An 18,689-nucleotide genomic window follows, 5' to 3' on the forward strand; every position below is an offset into this window, starting at 1 on the left:
GTTTAGTTTTTTGTTGTAGTTTTTTACATTTTCTCTTTTAAAACCGCAATTTCATCACGAAGTTTAGCAGCAACAATAAAGTCTAATTCTTTTGCAGCAGCTTCCATATGTTTGCGCTTTTCACGGATTCTTTTTTCTATTTCTTCTTTTGGTAAATATTGTAAATCTTGTTCTGCTGCTTTATTTATTGCATTGTCATAATGATAACTAGAAACTGCAGATTTAGACAATGTATCATCAATTTTTTTATTGATTTGAGTAGGAGTAATGTTGTGTTTTGTATTGTATGCTATTTGCTTTTCTCTTCTACGTTCTGTTTCATCAATGGTTTTTTGCATACTGTTTGTCATTTTATCTGCATATAAAATAGCCAATCCATTTACATTTCTTGCAGCTCTACCAACAGTTTGTGTTATAGAACGATGACTTCTTAAAAATCCTTCTTTATCTGCATCTAAAATGGCAACTAAAGAAACTTCTGGTAAATCTAAACCTTCTCTTAAAAGGTTTACACCAATTAAAACATCAAACAAACCTTTACGTAAATCTTGCATAATTTCTACACGTTCTAAAGTGTCTACATCAGAATGTATATATCTACAACGAATATCTACTCTTGTTAAATACTTTGTTAACTCTTCTGCCATTCTTTTGGTTAAAGTTGTAACCAAAGTACGTTCGTCTTTTTCTACACGTGTTTGTATTTCTTCAATTAAATCGTCTATCTGATTTAAACTTGGTCTAATTTCTATTATTGGATCTAATAATCCTGTTGGACGAATTACTTGCTCTACAAAAACACCTTCTGTTTTTTCTAATTCGTAATCTGCAGGAGTTGCAGAAACATATATTACTTGATTCTGAATAGCTTCAAACTCATCAAATTTTAAAGGACGATTGTCCATGGCTGCAGGTAATCTAAAACCATATTCTACCAAATTTTCTTTTCTACTTCTATCTCCACCATACATGGCGTGTGTTTGAGGAACTGTTACATGGCTTTCATCAATCACCATTAAATAATCATCAGGAAAATAATCTAATAAACAGAAAGGTCTTGTACCTGGTTGTCTTCCATCTAAATAACGAGAATAGTTTTCTATACCTGAGCAATAACCCAATTCACGAATCATTTCTAAATCGAATTCTGTACGTTCTTTTAAACGTTTTGCTTCTAAATGTTTGCCAATTTCTTTAAAATAATCTACCTGTTTCATCATGTCTTCTTGTATTTGATGAATGGCATTTTGTAAAACATCTGGAGAGGTAACAAATAAGTTAGCAGGATAAATTGTTAATTCTTCAAATTTTTCTAAAACAGTATTGCTTTCTAAATCGAAAGATTCAATTTCTTCAATTTCATCACCAAAAAAATGGACTCTATAACCATTGTCTCCATAAGAAGGGTAAATTGTAACAACATCTCCTTTTACTTTAAAGGTTCCACTTTTTATTTCGTGTTCGGTTCTAGAATATAAACTGGTAACTAATTGATGTAAAAATTTAGTTCTTGCTATTTGTTGATCTACATGAATAGGAATTACGTTTTTCTTAAATTCTGTAGGATTCCCAATTCCATACAAACAAGAAACAGAAGCAACTACTAACACGTCTCTTCTGCCAGAAAGTAGGGAAGAAGTAGTACTTAAACGTAATCTTTCAATATCATCATTTATAGATAGGTCTTTTTCTATATAAGTTCCTGTAACTGGTATATAGGCTTCTGGTTGATAGTAATCATAGTAAGAAACAAAGTATTCTACAGCATTTTCTGGAAAAAATTGTTTGAACTCAGAATATAATTGGGCAGCTAAGGTTTTATTATGAGCTAAAATTAAAGTAGGTTTTTTAACTTCTTTAATAACATTTGCAACTGTAAAAGTTTTACCAGATCCTGTAACACCTAATAATGTTTGAAATTTCTCTCCACTATTAATACTGTTTTTAAGCTCTTTTATAGCTTCTGGTTGATCTCCTGTAGGAGAAAACTCTGATACCAATTTAAATTCCATGTTGTAAAAATACGGATAGAATTAATAATATTAGTTTCTAATTAATGAAAAGTTGCCAGATTTTTCAATGAGTTGGTCGTTTAAATCTATAATAGAAGCTTTTTTATTTTCTTAGTAAAGAGAAATGTCCATTTTTAGTTCTTACATTTCCGTTAATATCAATTAAAACTGCATTGTACCAATAGTCGTTTGAAGGTAATAATTTACCATTATAAATTCCATTCCAACCATTTTGTGATTTTTGATCTATCACTTCTAAAAGTTTACCATATCTATCAAAAATTTTCAAATTTATTTCACTGTAAAAGGCATTATTGGTTCCTAATACATTCCAAGTATCTAAATTCCCATCTCCATTTGGTGTAAAGTGTCTTTGAAAATAAATTAAAGAAACTTCTTGCGAAGAAACTTCACCACAGTTATTAATATCTCTAATATAAACTTTGTTTAATCCAGGAGGAACATTTGTAAAAGTATATGATAAATTATCATCACCTTTTTCAAATTTTGTTATATCATTACTGTTTAAAGCAAATTCGTAATTACCAATTCCAGATACTTTTATGGTTAATGTATTTTCATCTAAACTATCTTGATCATCAACAAATTCAACAGTCTCAATAGAAGCTATATTTGATTCTTTTACAGTAAATGAGTTATAACCAACAGTTATAATATTATCTGAATTAATTGCTGGGTTATTTTCATATTCTCTAAATGCTTCAACTTTATAAGTACCTGTTTTATTAGCGTTAAAAGTAGCATTTGTTGCTCCAGATATTAATTGATTATCTAAATACCATTTATATGTATCAGAATTATTTCCAGTATTTGCGTCTAAATTTAAGGTTATAAGTTGTGGTTTATCAATAGGATTGTTAACGCATAATATTTGCTCATTAATATTGCCTTGAGGAATTGGTAGTTGTAAAATATTAAATTTAAATTGACCAATACTTTCGCAAGAATTAGAATTTGTAAGAGAAATTCTTACAAAAATATCATCTCCATCATTAAATAAATGGTTTTCATAAGGAGGTAAAATTTCATTGTTTTGTAAACCAGCATCTTCTTTGGTCCTAAAATAACTAAAACTATGAGTAGTTAAATTTAAAGCACCCCCAGAATTAGAAATTATATCTTGTGTTTTAGTATCAAAGTTATAATAAGAATCACTTGATCCTAAACTATTTCTACTATTCAAAATAGCAATATTTACATCCAATTCACTAGCGTAAATATCAGGATAAGAAGAAACACCAGATGGATTAACTTTTAATTCAATTTCTTTTGTTTGATGACAGTTTGTTGTTGTATTGGTAATTTTTACAACTAATTTATGATTTCCATTTACTGCTGTTGTAGCAATTGAGTTTCTATAATTGTTTTTATTAACTGGAGAAGAAAAAGTAGTATCAGACAATTCGAAAAACTCTATTGATACAGTGTCTGTTCCAGTGTATAATTCTGATTCTTTTATTGTTAAATTAAAATTTGTAATAAAATCGTTTGGATTTGAATCAAAGTCACATTGTTGGTAAATATTTATATCATTAATAGTAGGTTTAGGGGTGAATTGAACATCTGCTACAGCCTCTAAAGATCTTTCTCTACCACAATTGTTAAAATATGTAGTTTTTAAAGTGTAAATTCCATTGGTATCTTTATTAGTTGTACCAACAGTAATTATACTATTTGTTTCTCCTGTTAAAAGAGTGTCGTCTTTATACCATTTATAAGTAATTGGTTTGGTTAGGTCAGCAGTATCGTCAAAATCTAAAATATTATTTATTCCTAAATTTTTACTTTCACCAATACAAACTGATAATTCTCCTGCAATTTTTATCCCAGTATCTATATCTAATAAAGCAACTTTAAAAAATGATTGTATAAATGGAGGTAATCCTTCAGAAGACTTTTTAGAACCTAAGGAAATACCATTATGAACATAATCTACATTGCTTCCCAATTCTTCGGGTTTATTAATTACACCAAGACTAGATTCGTCACTTTTTGCATAATAAATTCTAGCATCAGGTCCTAATTGCAAAGCACCTCTATAGCCATTCCATGTATTAATAGTGGTTCTAGAATTGTTTATATCTGTAATGTTATTTTGAGTTAAATCATATTGATAAATAAAAGCATCATTTCTTGTTGCGTTAAAACTCTGGTTGTGGCCACCTGTAGATATATATAATCTATTTCCTGTTTGTGAAAATTCTGCTCCATAACTACCAAAGCTAATATTTAATACTTGTCTATTTGAAGCTGTACCTGTTGATGTATTAAAATCAAACAATAAACAATCAGAATCTTGACTTGTTATTACTAATTTTGATCCATCAGGAGATACTTTTAAACTTCCCCTGTTTTCAATAAAGCCTCCATTTACAGCAGAAATAACAGGTCTTGTTTCAACTCCATCTTTAGTTGCTTTGTACGCATAGATTCTTGTGTTGCTTGCAGATATTATCCAAAACTCATTGCTTTTGTTAGATTGAATTGCGGTAACTCTTTCTGTCCAATTGCTTCTTTCTGAGTTGTTTAAATCTATTGGGCCACTAACAACACTACCTAAACCTCCATTTTGTGATAAATCGATAGTATAGTAAAAAAAACCAGGGTTTTGAGAGTTACCAACAACAAAGAGGTAGTAAATATTTGAATCATCTGGCTTTGGAACAAATAAAGCTGATTGAGCACTAGAAGAATTTCCTCTTAATCCAGTTCCACCAGGCATAACATCATGATTTTTATCCCAAACTGTTGTTCCATCAGAATAAAATCTTAATTCTCCTGTTGAGCTAGAAATTGTAGAACATCCTTCATATGTCCATAATTCTCCATTCTCTAAAGCAACTGGGTTACAATCTGTAAAATCTAAACCCGCATTAAAACCAAAGTACCAAAAATTGGCTTCTTTTTGAGAAAATACATTTAATGCAAAAAATAAGAGTAAAAAAGATATTAATTTCTTCATTTGACGATATTTCATTACTAAACGTCAAATATATCTAAAAAGTACTATAAATCTCTCTTTTTTAACAGTGCAAATGAAAGGTAGATAAAAACAAAAGTCCAAACAGAAACAATAAGTATAGAAGTGAATTCTACATCATAACTCTTGGTAAAATTTTCTCCTACTTGATTAGCAACAGATCTAACAGCTCCTAATCTAGAAAAAGGTTCTTTTATTAGGTTAGCCATAGCTTCTAATGGTAGAAATTGCATAATAGAATCTACTGTGTTTGTAGTGTTTTCTGCATCTTTAAATGACCAAAAAAGATATCCTTTAAACATACTTTCTGCTATAAACCAAACTACTAAAGCACCAACAGCAAAAGCTGAACGTTTTACTAAAATTCCAAAAAATAATCCCATAGAAAAGAAACCTACTAATTTTATAAAAAATGCTAATAGATACTTTAAATCTGAAACTATAATTGCAAACTCATTATAATCAGAATAAATTAAACCCAATACTAATGATACTACAAAAACAAAAATTGTAGAAGTCAATGCAAAAGCAATAACTGTATAAAATTTAGAAAGGATAAATTCTTTTTTACTTAAACCATCAATTAAATTTTGTTTTAATGTTTTGTAACTGTATTCATTAGCCATCATAGAAACAATTACCAGAAGTAAAAAGAACTTTAAAATCGAAGCCATAAAAGTATTGAAATGCCATATATATGGAAAGTTAAATATCCCCATTTCTGCTAAATGAAACTTTATAGGACCAATATCAAATTTTATTGCTGCAATTAGAGCAATAGAAGTCAGTAAGCCAAAGTAAATTAAAGACAATACTTTGCTTGCTCTGTTATGTTTTAGTTTATGAAATTCTATAGTTAATAGTCTTAACATGACTTTGAATATTTTAGGTTGATTAGTTGTTGTTGGTTAAATCTAAGAACTGTTGTTCTAAACTTGGTTTACGCTTTATTAAATGTGATAAAACAATGCCATTGTTAAAAAGATATTGATTCATTTCTGTAGCAGAAATAGCGTTGTTTAAAGTGGCAATAATAATATCGTGTTCTTTAGTTACTTTAGCTATATCCGAATGTTTTTCTAAAATAGAAATCAATTCGTCTTCATTATTATCAACTTTTAATTCAAATAAACCTTTTGAAGCAGTCATTTCATCAACTCTACCACTATAAAGCTTTACACCTTTTCTTATAACTACAACATGAGAACATACTTTTTCTACTTCATCTAAAAGGTGAGAAGCCAATAATATAGTTGTTCCATTAGAAGCAATTTCTTTAATAATTTGTCTTATTTCGTGAATTCCTTGTGGATCTAAACCATTTGTTGGTTCGTCTAAAATTAATATTTCAGGATCATTTAATAGGGCAGAAGCTATTGCTAAACGTTGCTTCATACCTAAAGAAAAAGTTTTAAACTTACTATCTCTTCTTTCAAAAAGGTTAACAGTAGTAAGTTTTTCATTTATTTTTTCGGTTGATATGCCTTTAATTTTACAAATTAATGACAAATTTTGAGTGGCAGTCATGTAAGGGTAAAAGTTTGGTCGCTCTATAATTGCACCAACTTTTTTTAATGCTTCATGCGTAGATAATTTGCCATCAAACCAAGAAAAGTCTCCAGATGTTCTGTTTACAACATTTAAAATGATACCTAATGTAGTAGATTTTCCACTTCCATTTGGTCCTAAAATTCCGTACACATTTCCTCTTTTAATATCAAAAGAAAGATTGTTTACTGCATGAACTTTTCCGTATTTTTTATCGAGATTTTTAAGTGATAAGATAGTTTCCAAAGAAATTGATTTAGTCGATTATGTTTGTAAGACGACTAATTTACAATTTTGTTACTGAAAAAGTAAGAATTATGATGAATGAAGAAGAAAGTTAGAGGTAGGATGTAAAACTTTTTTATGGATTTTGAGGAAAATTACAATTGCTTTTTTATTTCGTTTTTTCCAGCTTTTCTTTCTGCTTTCCAAAAAAAACGTTTTCCAAATTTTCGCAAATGTTTGCGCCATTCGTTATCAGATGTTAGAACGCCTTTCTTTTTGGTACTCATTATTAATATTCATTGTAATCAAAATCATCAAAATGACCATATTCATCATCTATATCTCCATCATCTCCAAAACCATCTTCTAACTTATCTGCAACAAATTCTTTTTCTGGAGCTTCATTAGGTATTTCACCAACTGTTAAAATAATTTGAGGTAAATCTTCTTTTGTTTCAGAAGAAACCTCAATTACTTCTACATAGAAAGTCCACATATTTAAGAAATCGTAAACGTATATTAATTTGTTGTTTTCTTCAGGTAAAGTTTCATCTAAAATACAAGATTGCATAGAAATTCCTTCTCCAGCTTCTGCCATATTAAATAACGGAATTTCTTCACCTTGGTTCCATTCATCATCTGTTCTGTAAAAAGAAGCCATTTCTTGACCTCCAAAACCAAAAGATTTTGCAATTGTTAAATGTAATTCTTCTAAATTTAGTTTGTTGTCTACTAAAATAGTTCTTATTACATCTTCTTTGGTGTCTAAAATTACGCGTATTTTGTACATAAAATGGATTAATTTTTCTGAAGCAAAAATACAAATTTTTATATGTACTTTTACATTATAATCTTAATGATATGAATACAACTGCTATTTTAAAAGCCTTTAATGAGGCTTCTAAAAATACTTTAATGGAAACACTTGATATAGAATATGTTGCTGTAGGTAATGATTTTTTAACGGCCAAAATGCCAGTAAATTCTAAAGTACATCAGCCTTATGGTCAATTACATGGTGGTGCTACAGCAGCCTTGGCTGAAAGCGTTGGTAGTGCAGCTTCTAACTTTTTTATAGACAGTAAAAGTCAATTTGTAAATGGTATTCAATTATCAATTAATCATATAAAAAGTAAAAAACAAGGTGTTGTTTTTGCAACTGCAAAAAATATTCACAAAGGTAAAAGTACTCATTTGTGGGAAGTTACTATTGTAGACGAAAATGATGATTTAATATCTGTTGCTAAAATGACAAATATTGTTTTAACCAAAAAATAATTCTGACTTTACATTGAATATTATTTCTAATAAAATTGAAGGGAGCTTTGAAAATAAATTACCCTTTGTAGCCTATAGAAAGCCTAATTCTGTTGAGGTTTCTGGGTTTTTTATGAATGATGATGATTTAGAGTTTTCATCTGAAATTAATGAATCTGGTTTTGTTTTTGCACCTTTTAATAGTGATGAAAAAGCAGTAATTTTTTCTGCGGATAAAGCAGAAATTATAAACGAAAAATTTAATTTAAATGAAGAATTAACACTTAATATTAGTAATAGTGTTGTTAATAGTTCTGATAAGTTAAAGCATCTTAAATTAGTAGAAAAAACGATTGAAGAAATTAAAAAGAACGCACTAAAAAAAGTTGTAGTTTCTAGAAAAGAAGAAGTACAATTGCATAAGTTTGATGTTTTAATCACTTTTAAAAAATTACTAAAAACTTATTCGAATGCTTTTGTTTACGTTTGGTTTCATCCTAAAGTAGGGTTGTGGTTAGGTGCAACACCAGAAACTCTTTTAAATATTTTTGATAATAATTTTAAAACAATGTCTTTAGCAGGAACTCAAGTTTATAAAACTAATGAAGAGGTAATTTGGAAGGCTAAAGAATTAGATGAACAGCAATTAGTGACTGATTTTATAAATAATCAATTAAAAAATATATCATCTAAACTTAAAATAGAGAAAACAGAAACTGTAAAAGCTGGAAATTTATTGCATTTAAGAACCAAGGTTGAAGGTGTTTTAAATGAAGAAGCTAGTTTAAAACAAATAATAAGAGGTTTGCATCCAACACCTGCAGTATGTGGCTTACCAAGAGAAAAGGCAAAAGATTTTATTTTAAAAAATGAGCATTATAATAGAACATTTTATACTGGTTTTTTAGGAGAGTTAAATATTGAAAAGAAATCTTCTTTGTTTGTAAATCTTAGATGTATGAATGTAAAAGATAAAGTAGCTACTTTATATATTGGTGGGGGTATAACAAAAGAAAGTAACCCACAAAAAGAATGGGAAGAAACTATAGCAAAAAGTAAAACTATTAAACAAGTATTATAATATAAAAAAGCCACAAGTTTAACACTTGTGGCTTTTTAGAGTAAAATGAATTTGAATTAAAATTGTAATTATATAAACTTAGTATAAGTTACTTTAAAGTTTATAAATAAAAGGTTTATTTACCTTTATATATCATCAAAAGATACATCTGTAAAACTCTCTGTAGATTTAGTTTCTTCAGTTGTTTCTTCTTTCTTAAAATCTTTTTGGTGGCGTTCACTAATTACTTCACTTCCTTTTTCGTTTAAAATGTAATCAGTTGCTTTACCTAACATTTCTTTAAAATCAGTAAAATCTTCTTTGTATAGGTAAATTTTGTGTTTTTGGTAATGGAAAGAACCATCATCATGTGTAAACTTTTTACTTTCTGTAACAGTTAAGTAATAATCATCTGCTTTTGTTGCTCTAACATCAAAAAAGTAAGTTCTTCTTCCTGCTCTTAATACTTGTGAAAAAATTTCTTCCTGTTCAACTCTCTCTGCCATAATTCTTTTTAAATAGTCGTTATAAAATGTTTGTTATACTTAACAAATCTAACAAAATATTTTATTTAGCAATGTTAAAGATTAAATTTCTTTTTCTAAAAGTTGTTGTTCGTATAAATCTTTATAATAGCCTTCTTGTGTTATTAATTGATTATGAGTTCCTTGTTGTGTTATTTTACCCTCATTTAAAACTATAATTTTATCAGCATTTTTAGCCGAAGAAATACGATGACTAATAATAAAGGTTGTAATATCTTTAGAAATACGTTCTAAATTCGACAAGATTTTTTCTTCTGTTTCAGTATCTACAGCCGATAAACAATCGTCAAAAATTAAAATTTTAGGTTTTTTAATTATAGCTCTAGCTATAGAAACACGTTGTTTTTGTCCACCAGATAAAGTTACTCCACGTTCACCCAAAATAGTTTTGTAACCATCAGGAAAATCAACAATATTTTTATGTACATCAGCATTTTTAGCTGCTGTAATTATTTCATCCTGAGTAGCATCTTCTTTACCAAATTTAATATTATCTTCTATACTTTCAGAAAACAAAAATGGATCTTGAGGTACAAAACCAATCTGATTTCTAACATCATTTAAATTGGCTTCTTTTATAGGGTTGTTGTCTAATAAAATAGTTCCTTTCTTAGTGTCATATAGTCTAGAAATTAGTTCTATAATAGTAGATTTTCCAGAACCAGTTTTTCCAAGAATTGCTAAAGTTTCTCCAGATTTTACTGAGAAATTAACATTTTTTAAAGCTGTAATGTTGGTATCATCATAAGTAAAAGTTACATCTTTAAAAGTAACATTTCCATTTAATTCAGTAGAATTTTCGTTATAATTTTGAATTTCTGGTACTTGTTTTAAAAACTCATTTATTCTTAATTGAGAAGCCTCTGCTTGTTGTACCATAGATGTAACCCAACCAACAACAGCAACTGGCCATGTAAGAATATTTACATACATCATAAATTCTATAATGGTACCAATTTGTATTTCGCCATTAATATATTGTTGTCCACCAATATAAATTACTAATAAGTTACTAATACCAATAAGTAAAATCATTAACGGAAAAAACAATGCATTTGCTTTGTGTAAGTGAATGTTTTTCTCTTTACTTTGATCAGCAATTTTATCAAAATCTTTTATAATTGAAGCTTCAATACCATAAGATTTTACAACATTCATCCCAGAGAAAAACTCTTGATTAAAAGTAGTTAGTTTAGATAAATACTCTTGAACAATAGAACTTCTTTTATGGATAACTTTACTTAATAAAAAGATAGAAATTGATAATAATGGAAAAGGAATTAAAGTATACATGGTTAGTTTTACATCTATACTAATCATTTGTGTAAAACCTACTGCAAACAAAACAATCATGTTCATACTATACATAATTGCAGGACCAACGTACATTCTAACTTTAGAAACGTCTTCAGAAATACGATTCATTAAATCTCCTGTTCTGTTCTTTTTATAAAAATTAAGAGACAATCTTTGATATTGTTGATAAATTTCATTCTTAAGATCAAATTCTATTAACCTAGAAGTTACAATAATTGTTTGCCTCATTATAAATGTAAAAATACCCGATAATAAAACTGCACCTATAATTATAAGAATGTTTATTAATAGCTCATGCTGAACAAAATCTAAATCTGTTACTTTATTGTTTTGATAATCTTCAACAACATTTAAAGAGTCACCAATAATTTGAGGCACTTTTAATGCTAAAAATTTAGATGAAATTGTAGCTAAAAGGCCTAATAATAATCGCCATTTATACTTTGTAAAGTATTTATTAATATATTTGAGTTCTTTCAAAAGAGTATTTTTTATCAAAAAAGAAAGTACGAAGATACAAGATTAACTATATAAAATATTCTTAAAAAAGAATTAAAAAACTTGGTGACTTAAAAATAAAATAATACTATTTTTGCAGCGCAATTTATATAAGTTCTTTAGAAAATGATTAACAGAAGACATATTCGAGTTAAAGTAATGCAATCTGTATACGCTATGTTACATTCTCATAATGATGATATTATTAGAGAAGAAAAATTTTTAAAACATAGTATTTTAAAAATGTACGATTTGTACGTTTTAAACTTACAGTTATTAATAGAAGTGCAAAAATTAGCTGCAAAAAAAATTGCACTTTCTAAAAAGAAAATTCTTGCTACTAAAGAAGATTTAAATCCTAACAACAAATTTTTAAACAACAAAGTTATTAATACTCTTGCAGAAAGCATTAGTATGGAAGGCTATGTAGAACTTAATAAATTAAATTATTGGGAAGATAATGATGAGTATGTTAAAATAATTTATGATGAATTGCAAAAAAGTGATTTATATAAAAAATATTTAGCAACCAAAGAAGATTCGTTTAAAATAGATAAAGTATTTGTTTTAGATTTTTTCAAAGAAATTATTGCTCCAAATGAAAAGTTAGGAGAATATTTTGAAGATAAAATGATTTCTTGGGTAGATGATATTCCTTTTGTAAATACTTGGGTTGTTAGAAGTTTAAGTAAATTTAAAGAAAACAAAACATTTGTTTTAAGTAGTCTTTATAAAGATGAAGATGATGAGAATTTTGTTTCTAAAATTTTTCAGAAAACAATCTTAAAACATACAGAGTATGAGGTAGATATAGAAAATAAAACTCCAAATTGGGAAACTGATAGAATTGCAGATATAGATATGATTCTTATAAAAATGGCAATAACAGAGTTTATAAACTTTCCATCTATACCAACAAGAGTAACTATTAATGAGTATATTGAAATTTCTAAAGACTATTCTACAGAAAAAAGTAGCTATTTTATTAATGGAGTTTTAGATAAAATTTCTAAAGAATTTATTAAAAACAAAAGAATCGTTAAAATTGGTAGAGGATTGCTTTAAACAATAGGTTTAGAAAAATTATTTATTATTTTTACATAAAATTAAAACACAATGAAAAACATAACAATTTTATTAGCTTTAGTACTTACTATCTCTTTTACTGCATGTAAAGATGGTGGAAATGCAACTTCTAAAATAAACAAAGCAAATTTAGAAAAAGCAACTTCTAGAGATATAGAAATTAAAAAAGGAACAGCATTAATTTCTTTAGACAAAAAAGTATACGATTTTGGAACAGTAAATGAAGGAGATATTGTAGAAACTTCTTTTAAAGTTACAAATTCAGGTAAAACAAACTTGGTTATTACAAACGCTCAACCTTCTTGTGGTTGTACAGTTCCTGTTTGGCCTAAAGCACCAATTAAACCAGGAGAAACTGGAGAAGTTAAGGTGAAGTTTAATACTAGTGGAAAACCAAATAGACAACAAAAAACAATTACTTTAACTACAAACACAGAATCTGGTAGAGAAGTATTAACATTAAAAGGTTCTGTAATACCAAAAACAAAATTATAATTATGTATAGTGCAATTTTTTTACAAGAAGCAGCTGGTTCTTTAATGAGTATGTTACCTTTTTTAGCAATTATTGTAGTGTTTTATTTCTTTATGATAAGACCACAAATGAACCGTCAAAAAAAGGAAAAAGCTTTTCAAGCTGAAATAAAAAAAGGAGCAAAAGTTGTTACCACTAGTGGTATTCATGGTAAAATTGCAGAAATTAATGCTGCAGAAAATACAATTACTATAGAAACTGGAGCAGGTAAAATTAAGTTTGAACGTTCTGCAATTTCAATGGAATTAAGTAACAAAAAATTAGCTCCTGCTAAAAAATAAAAACTTAGTTTTTTAAAATATTAAGTGAGCTTTGTCTATTTAGATACTGCTCACTTTTTTGTTTACAAGCTTTTGTGTAGATTGCATAAAAAATAAATAAACTCTTGATTAAGAATAAAAAAATATCGAAAAGTTTTATTGGTTTTTTAGTGGCTTCATTTTTTATTTGGCTGCTAATTACCTTGTCTAAAGAATATACTGCAACAATAAGTTATCCTGTACAATACAATAATATTCCTCAAGATAAATTACTTCAAAAAGAACCAACTAAAGAGATCGATGTTATTGTAAAATCATCAGGATTTAATATTATTAAATCAAGGTTTAGCAATTACCCAATTATTTTAAATGCTAAAAATTTAAATAGAAAAACATCAAGTAAATATTACTTTTTAACTAAAAATCAAAAAAATAATATACAAAGTCAATTATACTCTGGTGTAGAGTTACAGCAAGTAATTCTAGATACTATTTATTTAGAAATTGGAAGTTTAATTTCTAAAAAAGTGCCTTTAAAACCAAATTTAGATATTAACTATCATATTGGTTATGATGTTTTAGAAACTGTTAAAATAAACCCTGATAGTATTTTAATTTCTGGTCCAGAAGCTCAAATAAATAAGATTTCTAAAATTGATTTAGAATTATTAAAATTAGATGATGTAAAATCTGACTTTGAAAAACAAGTAAAAATTGTTTTACCAGAAAACGCTAATAATTTAAAAGTTAAATTAAAAACAGCTACAATAAGTGGTAAAGTAGAAAAGTTTACAGAAGGTACTTTAGATATTCGTTTTAAAATAATAAACCTACCTAAAGAAATAGAATTAACTACTTTAAATAATACTGTAGAAGTAGTTTTTGTAGTAGGGCTTTCTAATTTTAATAAAGTTGATAAAAATTCTTTTGAAGTAATTTGCGATTACCATATTTCTAAAGAAAATAATTTAAGTTATTTATTACCTAAAATAGTAACAAAACCTAGTTTTATAAAAAGTATAAAAGTAGTACCAAGTAAAATAGATTTTTTAATTCAAAAATAGATGGTAGTTGGCTTAACAGGAGGCATTGGAAGTGGTAAAACAACAGTTGCAAATATCTTTGCAAAATTTGATAATGTTGTTATTTATAATGCAGATTTAGAAGCTAAAAACTTAATGAATACTTCATTAAAAATTAAATCTAAAATGATTGAAGAATTTGGAGAAGATTCTTATAAAAACAATCAACTTAACAGACCTTATATTGCTAATATTGTTTTTAATGATAAAAGTAAATTAGAAACATTAAATTCTATTGTACATCCAGAAGTAAAAATGCATTTTCAACAATTTATTAAAATGCATAAAAAAAGTCATTATATAATTTATGAAAATGCAATTCTTTTTGAAAGTAAAAGTAATTTAAAATGCGATATTGTTATTTCTGTTTATGCACCATTAAATCTAAGAATTAGTAGAACCATGTTAAGAGATGAAATTGCTAAAAAAGATGTAGAAAATAGGATAAATAGCCAATGGAAAGAAGATAAAAAGCTATTGCAATCAAATTATATTATAAATAATATAACAAAAGAAGCTACTCATAATCAGATTATTAATATCCACAATATTTTAACACAAAAAAGACATCGAATTTAATTAAATGCAACGTTATTGTTAAAATACTCTTAAATTTCATTTTTTCTCGTTAATTTAGGTTAAAAACAATAAAATCAATTTTTGAAAGCCGTAACTTTGATTTATGGGTAAAAAAATGTTTATTCTTATTGTTGCTTTAATGAGTATTTCCTTGATAGGAATTATTACAGTACAACTTTATTGGATTAATAATGCAGTAGAAAGTAAGAAAGAACAATTTAAGAATGATGTTCAGAAATCTTTAGGTAGTGTATCTCAAAGAATCAATGAAAAAGAAGAAACTAATTTTGAAAAAACGATAGAAGGTTTTATGGAAAATGTAGGTTTGGCAAATGATGCTCAAATAAGAAACTACCTTTTTCAAGAAATTGATACTACTTCTAAACAAAAATTTACCTTTGGATCTACTTTTTTAGAAGAAAATTTTAAGCTTCCAACAGATTTTTTAGATAATGATTCTCTTATTGTAAAAAGAGTTTCTGGTAAGCAAGATTTTTTTCATACAAGACTTATAAAAGGTGTAGACAATATTTTTTCTGCAACAGATGAAAAACGAACTTCTTTTACTAAAAGATATTCTGAAATTGAAAAGACTTACTTTTCTCAAGCTTTTGGTATTTATAAAAAAACAAAACCAGTTCATCAAAGAATAAGTAATAGAGAGTTAAATGAAATTATAAAAGAAGAATTAGTAAAAAGAAATATTGAGTTAGATTTTAAATACGGAGTTTATTCTAAAGATGGATTAGCTACAAAATTAAAATCTGGTTACTATACAATTGATAAAAATGATGGTTATAAATACCCAATTTTATTTGATACTAATGGAGATATGCAACATGAATTGTATGTAACTTTTCCAACAAAAAAAGAGCATATTCTTTCTGGTATTTCTAACATTTTATGGTTGTCATTATTTTTTATATTAATTATAATTATAGCTTTTTCTAGTTCTTTATATCAATTAATAAGACAAAAGAAAATATCAGAAATTAAAACTGATTTTATTAATAACATGACACATGAGTTTAAAACTCCTATTGCAACTATAAATTTAGCATTAGATTCTATTAAGAATCCTAAAATTATAGGAGATAATGAAAAAGTTTTACGTTATGTGCAAATGATTAGAGATGAAAACAAAAGAATGCATACTCAAGTAGAAAATGTATTAAGAATTTCTAGGTTAGAAAAAAATCAAATAGAAATAAGTAAGGAAACTATAGATATGCACGACATTATAGATGATGCAATATCACATACAAGTTTATTAATAGCAAATAGACAAGGTAGTTTAAATACACATTTCGAAGCAATAACAACAGAAATTCCAGGAAATCAATTTCACCTGACCAATGTTATTGTTAATATTTTAGAAAATGCATTAAAATATTCTGAAGGAAAACCAAAAATTGATGTGTATTCAGAAAGCACAAATAAATACTTTGTTGTAAAAATTAAAGACGAAGGAATAGGAATGAGTAAAGCTGTTCAAAAAAACGTTTTTGATAAGTTTTACAGAGAACAAAAAGGAAACATACATGATGTAAAAGGGCATGGTCTAGGTTTAGCTTATGTTAAAGAGATTGTAGACAAACATCATGGATCAGTTTTAGTAGAAAGTGAAAAAGGAGTAGGAAGTATATTTACGGTAAAATTACCTTTAATTTAAAAACATATAAAATGGGAAGTAAAAAGATTTTATTAGTTGAAGATGATCCAAATTTTGGAACAGTTTTAAAAGATTATTTAGCATTAAATGATTACAATGTAACACATGCTAAAGACGGTATAGAAGGATTAATCATGTTTAAAAATAGTGATTATGACTTATGTATATTAGATGTTATGATGCCTCGTAAAGATGGTTTTTCATTAGCACAAGATATTAGAACAACAAACAAAGAAGTGCCAATTATATTCTTAACAGCTAAAACATTAAAAGAAGATGTTTTAAAAGGGTATGCAGTTGGTGCAGACGATTATTTAAACAAACCTTTCGATTCTGAAGTACTATTGCATAAAATAAAAGCAATTTTACAAAGAAAAGATACAGATAAAAGCACAGAGTCTGAACAGTTTGAGTTTACAATAGGAAACTTTTTCTTTAATTCTAAATTAAGACATTTATCTATTGGAGAAACAGGAGAACCAATAAAATTATCACCTAAAGAAAGTAAATTGTTACGCATGTTAGCAATTCATAAAAACGATTTAATGCCAAGAGAATTAGCATTAACAAAGATTTGGAGAGATGATAATTATTTTACATCAAGAAGTATGGATGTTTATATTGCTAAACTTCGTAAATATTTAAAATTAGACGAAAACGTAGAGATTTTAAATATTCATGGAGAAGGGTTTAGAATGGTAGATAAATCTTAAAAAACATTAACTTCCTTAAAAATTAACTCAATCTGATTATTTTCGGATTGAGTTTTTGTATATTTATAATATGGCAGAATTTATTAAAATATATAAAGAAAATCCTAATCAAAAAGCAATAGATAAGGTTGTTAAGGTTTTAAAAAATGGAGGTTTGGTAATATATCCAACAGATACTGTTTATGGTTTAGGATGTGATATTACCAACAACAAAGCATTAGAAAAAATTGCAAAAATTAAAGGAGTAAAGCTAGAAAAAGCTAAGTTTTCTTTTATTTGCAATAATTTAAGTCACTTATCAGATTACGTTAAGCAAATAGATACTTCTACTTTTAAAATACTTAAAAGAGCTTTACCTGGTCCTTATACATTTATCTTACCAGGAAGTAAAAATTTACCAAAAGTTTTTAAAAAGAAGAAAACAGTTGGTATTAGAATACCAGATAATAATATTACAATTTCTTTAATCGAAAATTTAGGAAATCCTCTTGTAACAACATCTATTAGAGATGAAGATGAGATTTTAGAATATACTACAGATCCAGAACTAATTTATGAAAAATGGGGAAAATTAGTAGACATTGTTATTGATGGTGGATATGGTGACAACCAAGGATCTACAATTATAGATTTTACAGAAGGTTATCCAGAAGTAATTAGAGAAGGAAAAGGAAGTTTAGAGGTTTTGTAAACTTATTTATTCATAAACTAACGTGAATTTAATTTCTACTTTAATCGATAAAATTACCGCTAATAATCTTTGGGATAAGGAGTTTGTTTTACAGAGAAACGAATTTTTAAAAGAAAAAGGTACTATAGATACTAATCTATATTTAGTAGTTACAGGAAGTTTAAGAATATTTGTTGTAGATGAATTTGAAGAACATACTATTAGGTTTGGTTATAAAGATAATTTAATAGCATCCTTAGATTCCTTTTTAAATGAACAGCCTTCAGATTTCTATATACAAGCACTAAAAAAAACCACAATAAAATCCATCAGTAAAAAAAAGTATTTATCATTTATAAACTCATCTCAAGAATACAAAGAAATTTGGCTTTCTATATTAGAAAAGTTTGTTTTACAACAAATGGAAAGAGAAAGAGATATTTTAACATCTTCACCCTTAGAAAGGTATAGGCGAGTTTTAAAAAGAAGTCCAAAATTGTTTCAAGAAATTCCAAGCAAGTACATTGCTTGTTATTTAAGAATGACTCCAGAAACTTTATCTAGAATTAAAAAATCTTAATTTCAATCAATTTTTTTTTCAAATTTTATCTAGTAATTTGTAAAAAAAAA

19 protein-coding genes are annotated in these 18,689 nt (G+C 27.0%); 11 read left to right on the forward strand and 8 right to left on the reverse strand.

Annotation, left to right across the window (positions count from 1 at the left end):
• Nucleotides 1–23 precede the first annotated feature (23 nt).
• The 6 genes from uvrB to MPF13_RS05675 all read right to left on the reverse strand — a co-directional run bounded on the left by uvrB (nt 24) and on the right by MPF13_RS05675 (nt 7,576).
• Nucleotides 24–2,012, reverse strand: a complete 1,989-nt coding sequence (gene uvrB / locus MPF13_RS05655; protein WP_249981359.1) for an excinuclease ABC subunit UvrB — start codon at nt 2,010–2,012, stop codon at nt 24–26.
• Nucleotides 2,013–2,115: 103 nt separating this feature from the next.
• Complete coding sequence (locus tag MPF13_RS05660; protein WP_249981360.1) at nt 2,116–4,995, reverse strand: T9SS type B sorting domain-containing protein; 2,880 nt, start codon at nt 4,993–4,995, stop codon at nt 2,116–2,118.
• A gap of 44 nt (nt 4,996–5,039) precedes the next feature.
• Nucleotides 5,040–5,885 carry an ABC transporter permease gene (locus MPF13_RS05665; protein WP_249981361.1) on the reverse strand — a complete coding sequence of 282 codons (846 nt, stop codon included), beginning with the start codon at nt 5,883–5,885 and terminating at the stop codon, nt 5,040–5,042.
• 22 nt (nt 5,886–5,907) lie between these two features.
• A complete protein-coding gene (locus MPF13_RS05670) occupies nt 5,908–6,807 on the reverse strand; it encodes an ABC transporter ATP-binding protein (protein ID WP_249981362.1) in 900 nt (299 codons plus the stop codon).
• 134 nt (nt 6,808–6,941) lie between these two features.
• Nucleotides 6,942–7,073 carry a hypothetical protein gene (locus MPF13_RS15565; RefSeq protein ID WP_284041147.1) on the reverse strand — a complete coding sequence of 44 codons (132 nt, stop codon included), beginning with the start codon at nt 7,071–7,073 and terminating at the stop codon, nt 6,942–6,944.
• A gap of 2 nt (nt 7,074–7,075) precedes the next feature.
• Complete coding sequence (locus tag MPF13_RS05675) at nt 7,076–7,576, reverse strand: IS1096 element passenger TnpR family protein (RefSeq protein WP_249981363.1); 501 nt, start codon at nt 7,574–7,576, stop codon at nt 7,076–7,078.
• A 71-nt stretch (nt 7,577–7,647) separates the two neighbouring features.
• On the opposite strand from MPF13_RS05675, the gene MPF13_RS05680 reads away from it, so the two are divergent.
• Both MPF13_RS05680 and MPF13_RS05685 read left to right on the forward strand, forming a co-directional pair.
• Nucleotides 7,648–8,064 carry a PaaI family thioesterase gene (locus MPF13_RS05680; protein WP_249981364.1) on the forward strand — a complete coding sequence of 139 codons (417 nt, stop codon included), beginning with the start codon at nt 7,648–7,650 and terminating at the stop codon, nt 8,062–8,064.
• Between the two features lie 13 nt (nt 8,065–8,077).
• Nucleotides 8,078–9,124 carry a chorismate-binding protein gene (locus MPF13_RS05685; RefSeq protein ID WP_249981365.1) on the forward strand — a complete coding sequence of 349 codons (1,047 nt, stop codon included), beginning with the start codon at nt 8,078–8,080 and terminating at the stop codon, nt 9,122–9,124.
• 125 nt (nt 9,125–9,249) lie between these two features.
• On the opposite strand, the gene MPF13_RS05690 is transcribed toward MPF13_RS05685, so the two are convergent.
• On the reverse strand, nt 9,250–9,609 hold the full coding sequence (locus tag MPF13_RS05690; protein ID WP_249981366.1) for a PUR family DNA/RNA-binding protein: 360 nt from the start codon (nt 9,607–9,609) through the stop codon (nt 9,250–9,252).
• An 81-nt stretch (nt 9,610–9,690) separates the two neighbouring features.
• Nucleotides 9,691–11,445 carry an ABC transporter ATP-binding protein gene (locus MPF13_RS05695; RefSeq protein ID WP_249981367.1) on the reverse strand — a complete coding sequence of 585 codons (1,755 nt, stop codon included), beginning with the start codon at nt 11,443–11,445 and terminating at the stop codon, nt 9,691–9,693.
• 144 nt (nt 11,446–11,589) lie between these two features.
• Here MPF13_RS05695 and nusB point away from each other — a divergent pair, with 144 nt between their 5' ends.
• The 9 genes from nusB to MPF13_RS05740 all read left to right on the forward strand — a co-directional run bounded on the left by nusB (nt 11,590) and on the right by MPF13_RS05740 (nt 18,639).
• Nucleotides 11,590–12,528 carry a transcription antitermination factor NusB gene (gene nusB / locus MPF13_RS05700; RefSeq protein WP_249981368.1) on the forward strand — a complete coding sequence of 313 codons (939 nt, stop codon included), beginning with the start codon at nt 11,590–11,592 and terminating at the stop codon, nt 12,526–12,528.
• 51 nt (nt 12,529–12,579) lie between these two features.
• Entirely contained in the window at nt 12,580–13,044 is a 465-nt protein-coding gene (locus tag MPF13_RS05705) for a DUF1573 domain-containing protein (protein ID WP_249981369.1), read from the forward strand.
• A 2-nt stretch (nt 13,045–13,046) separates the two neighbouring features.
• A complete protein-coding gene (gene yajC / locus MPF13_RS05710; protein WP_249981370.1) occupies nt 13,047–13,364 on the forward strand; it encodes a preprotein translocase subunit YajC in 318 nt (105 codons plus the stop codon).
• Nucleotides 13,365–13,468: 104 nt separating this feature from the next.
• Nucleotides 13,469–14,407 (forward strand): CdaR family protein, encoded by a 939-nt coding sequence (locus tag MPF13_RS05715; protein WP_249981371.1) that lies wholly within the window; start codon nt 13,469–13,471, stop codon nt 14,405–14,407.
• The gene (coaE, locus tag MPF13_RS05720; protein ID WP_249981372.1) at nt 14,408–15,004 is read left to right on the forward strand and encodes a dephospho-CoA kinase; all 597 of its coding nucleotides are present in this window, start codon (nt 14,408–14,410) and stop codon (nt 15,002–15,004) included.
• Between the two features lie 103 nt (nt 15,005–15,107).
• Complete coding sequence (locus MPF13_RS05725) at nt 15,108–16,676, forward strand: sensor histidine kinase (RefSeq protein WP_249981373.1); 1,569 nt, start codon at nt 15,108–15,110, stop codon at nt 16,674–16,676.
• A gap of 11 nt (nt 16,677–16,687) precedes the next feature.
• Entirely contained in the window at nt 16,688–17,389 is a 702-nt protein-coding gene (locus MPF13_RS05730; protein WP_249981374.1) for a response regulator transcription factor, read from the forward strand.
• A 70-nt stretch (nt 17,390–17,459) separates the two neighbouring features.
• Complete coding sequence (locus MPF13_RS05735) at nt 17,460–18,080, forward strand: L-threonylcarbamoyladenylate synthase (RefSeq protein WP_249981375.1); 621 nt, start codon at nt 17,460–17,462, stop codon at nt 18,078–18,080.
• Between the two features lie 22 nt (nt 18,081–18,102).
• Nucleotides 18,103–18,639, forward strand: a complete 537-nt coding sequence (locus tag MPF13_RS05740; RefSeq protein ID WP_249981376.1) for a Crp/Fnr family transcriptional regulator — start codon at nt 18,103–18,105, stop codon at nt 18,637–18,639.
• Nucleotides 18,640–18,689 lie beyond the last annotated feature (50 nt).

Source organism: Polaribacter sp. Z022 (assembly GCF_023555495.1).
Classification (GTDB): domain Bacteria; phylum Bacteroidota; class Bacteroidia; order Flavobacteriales; family Flavobacteriaceae; genus Polaribacter.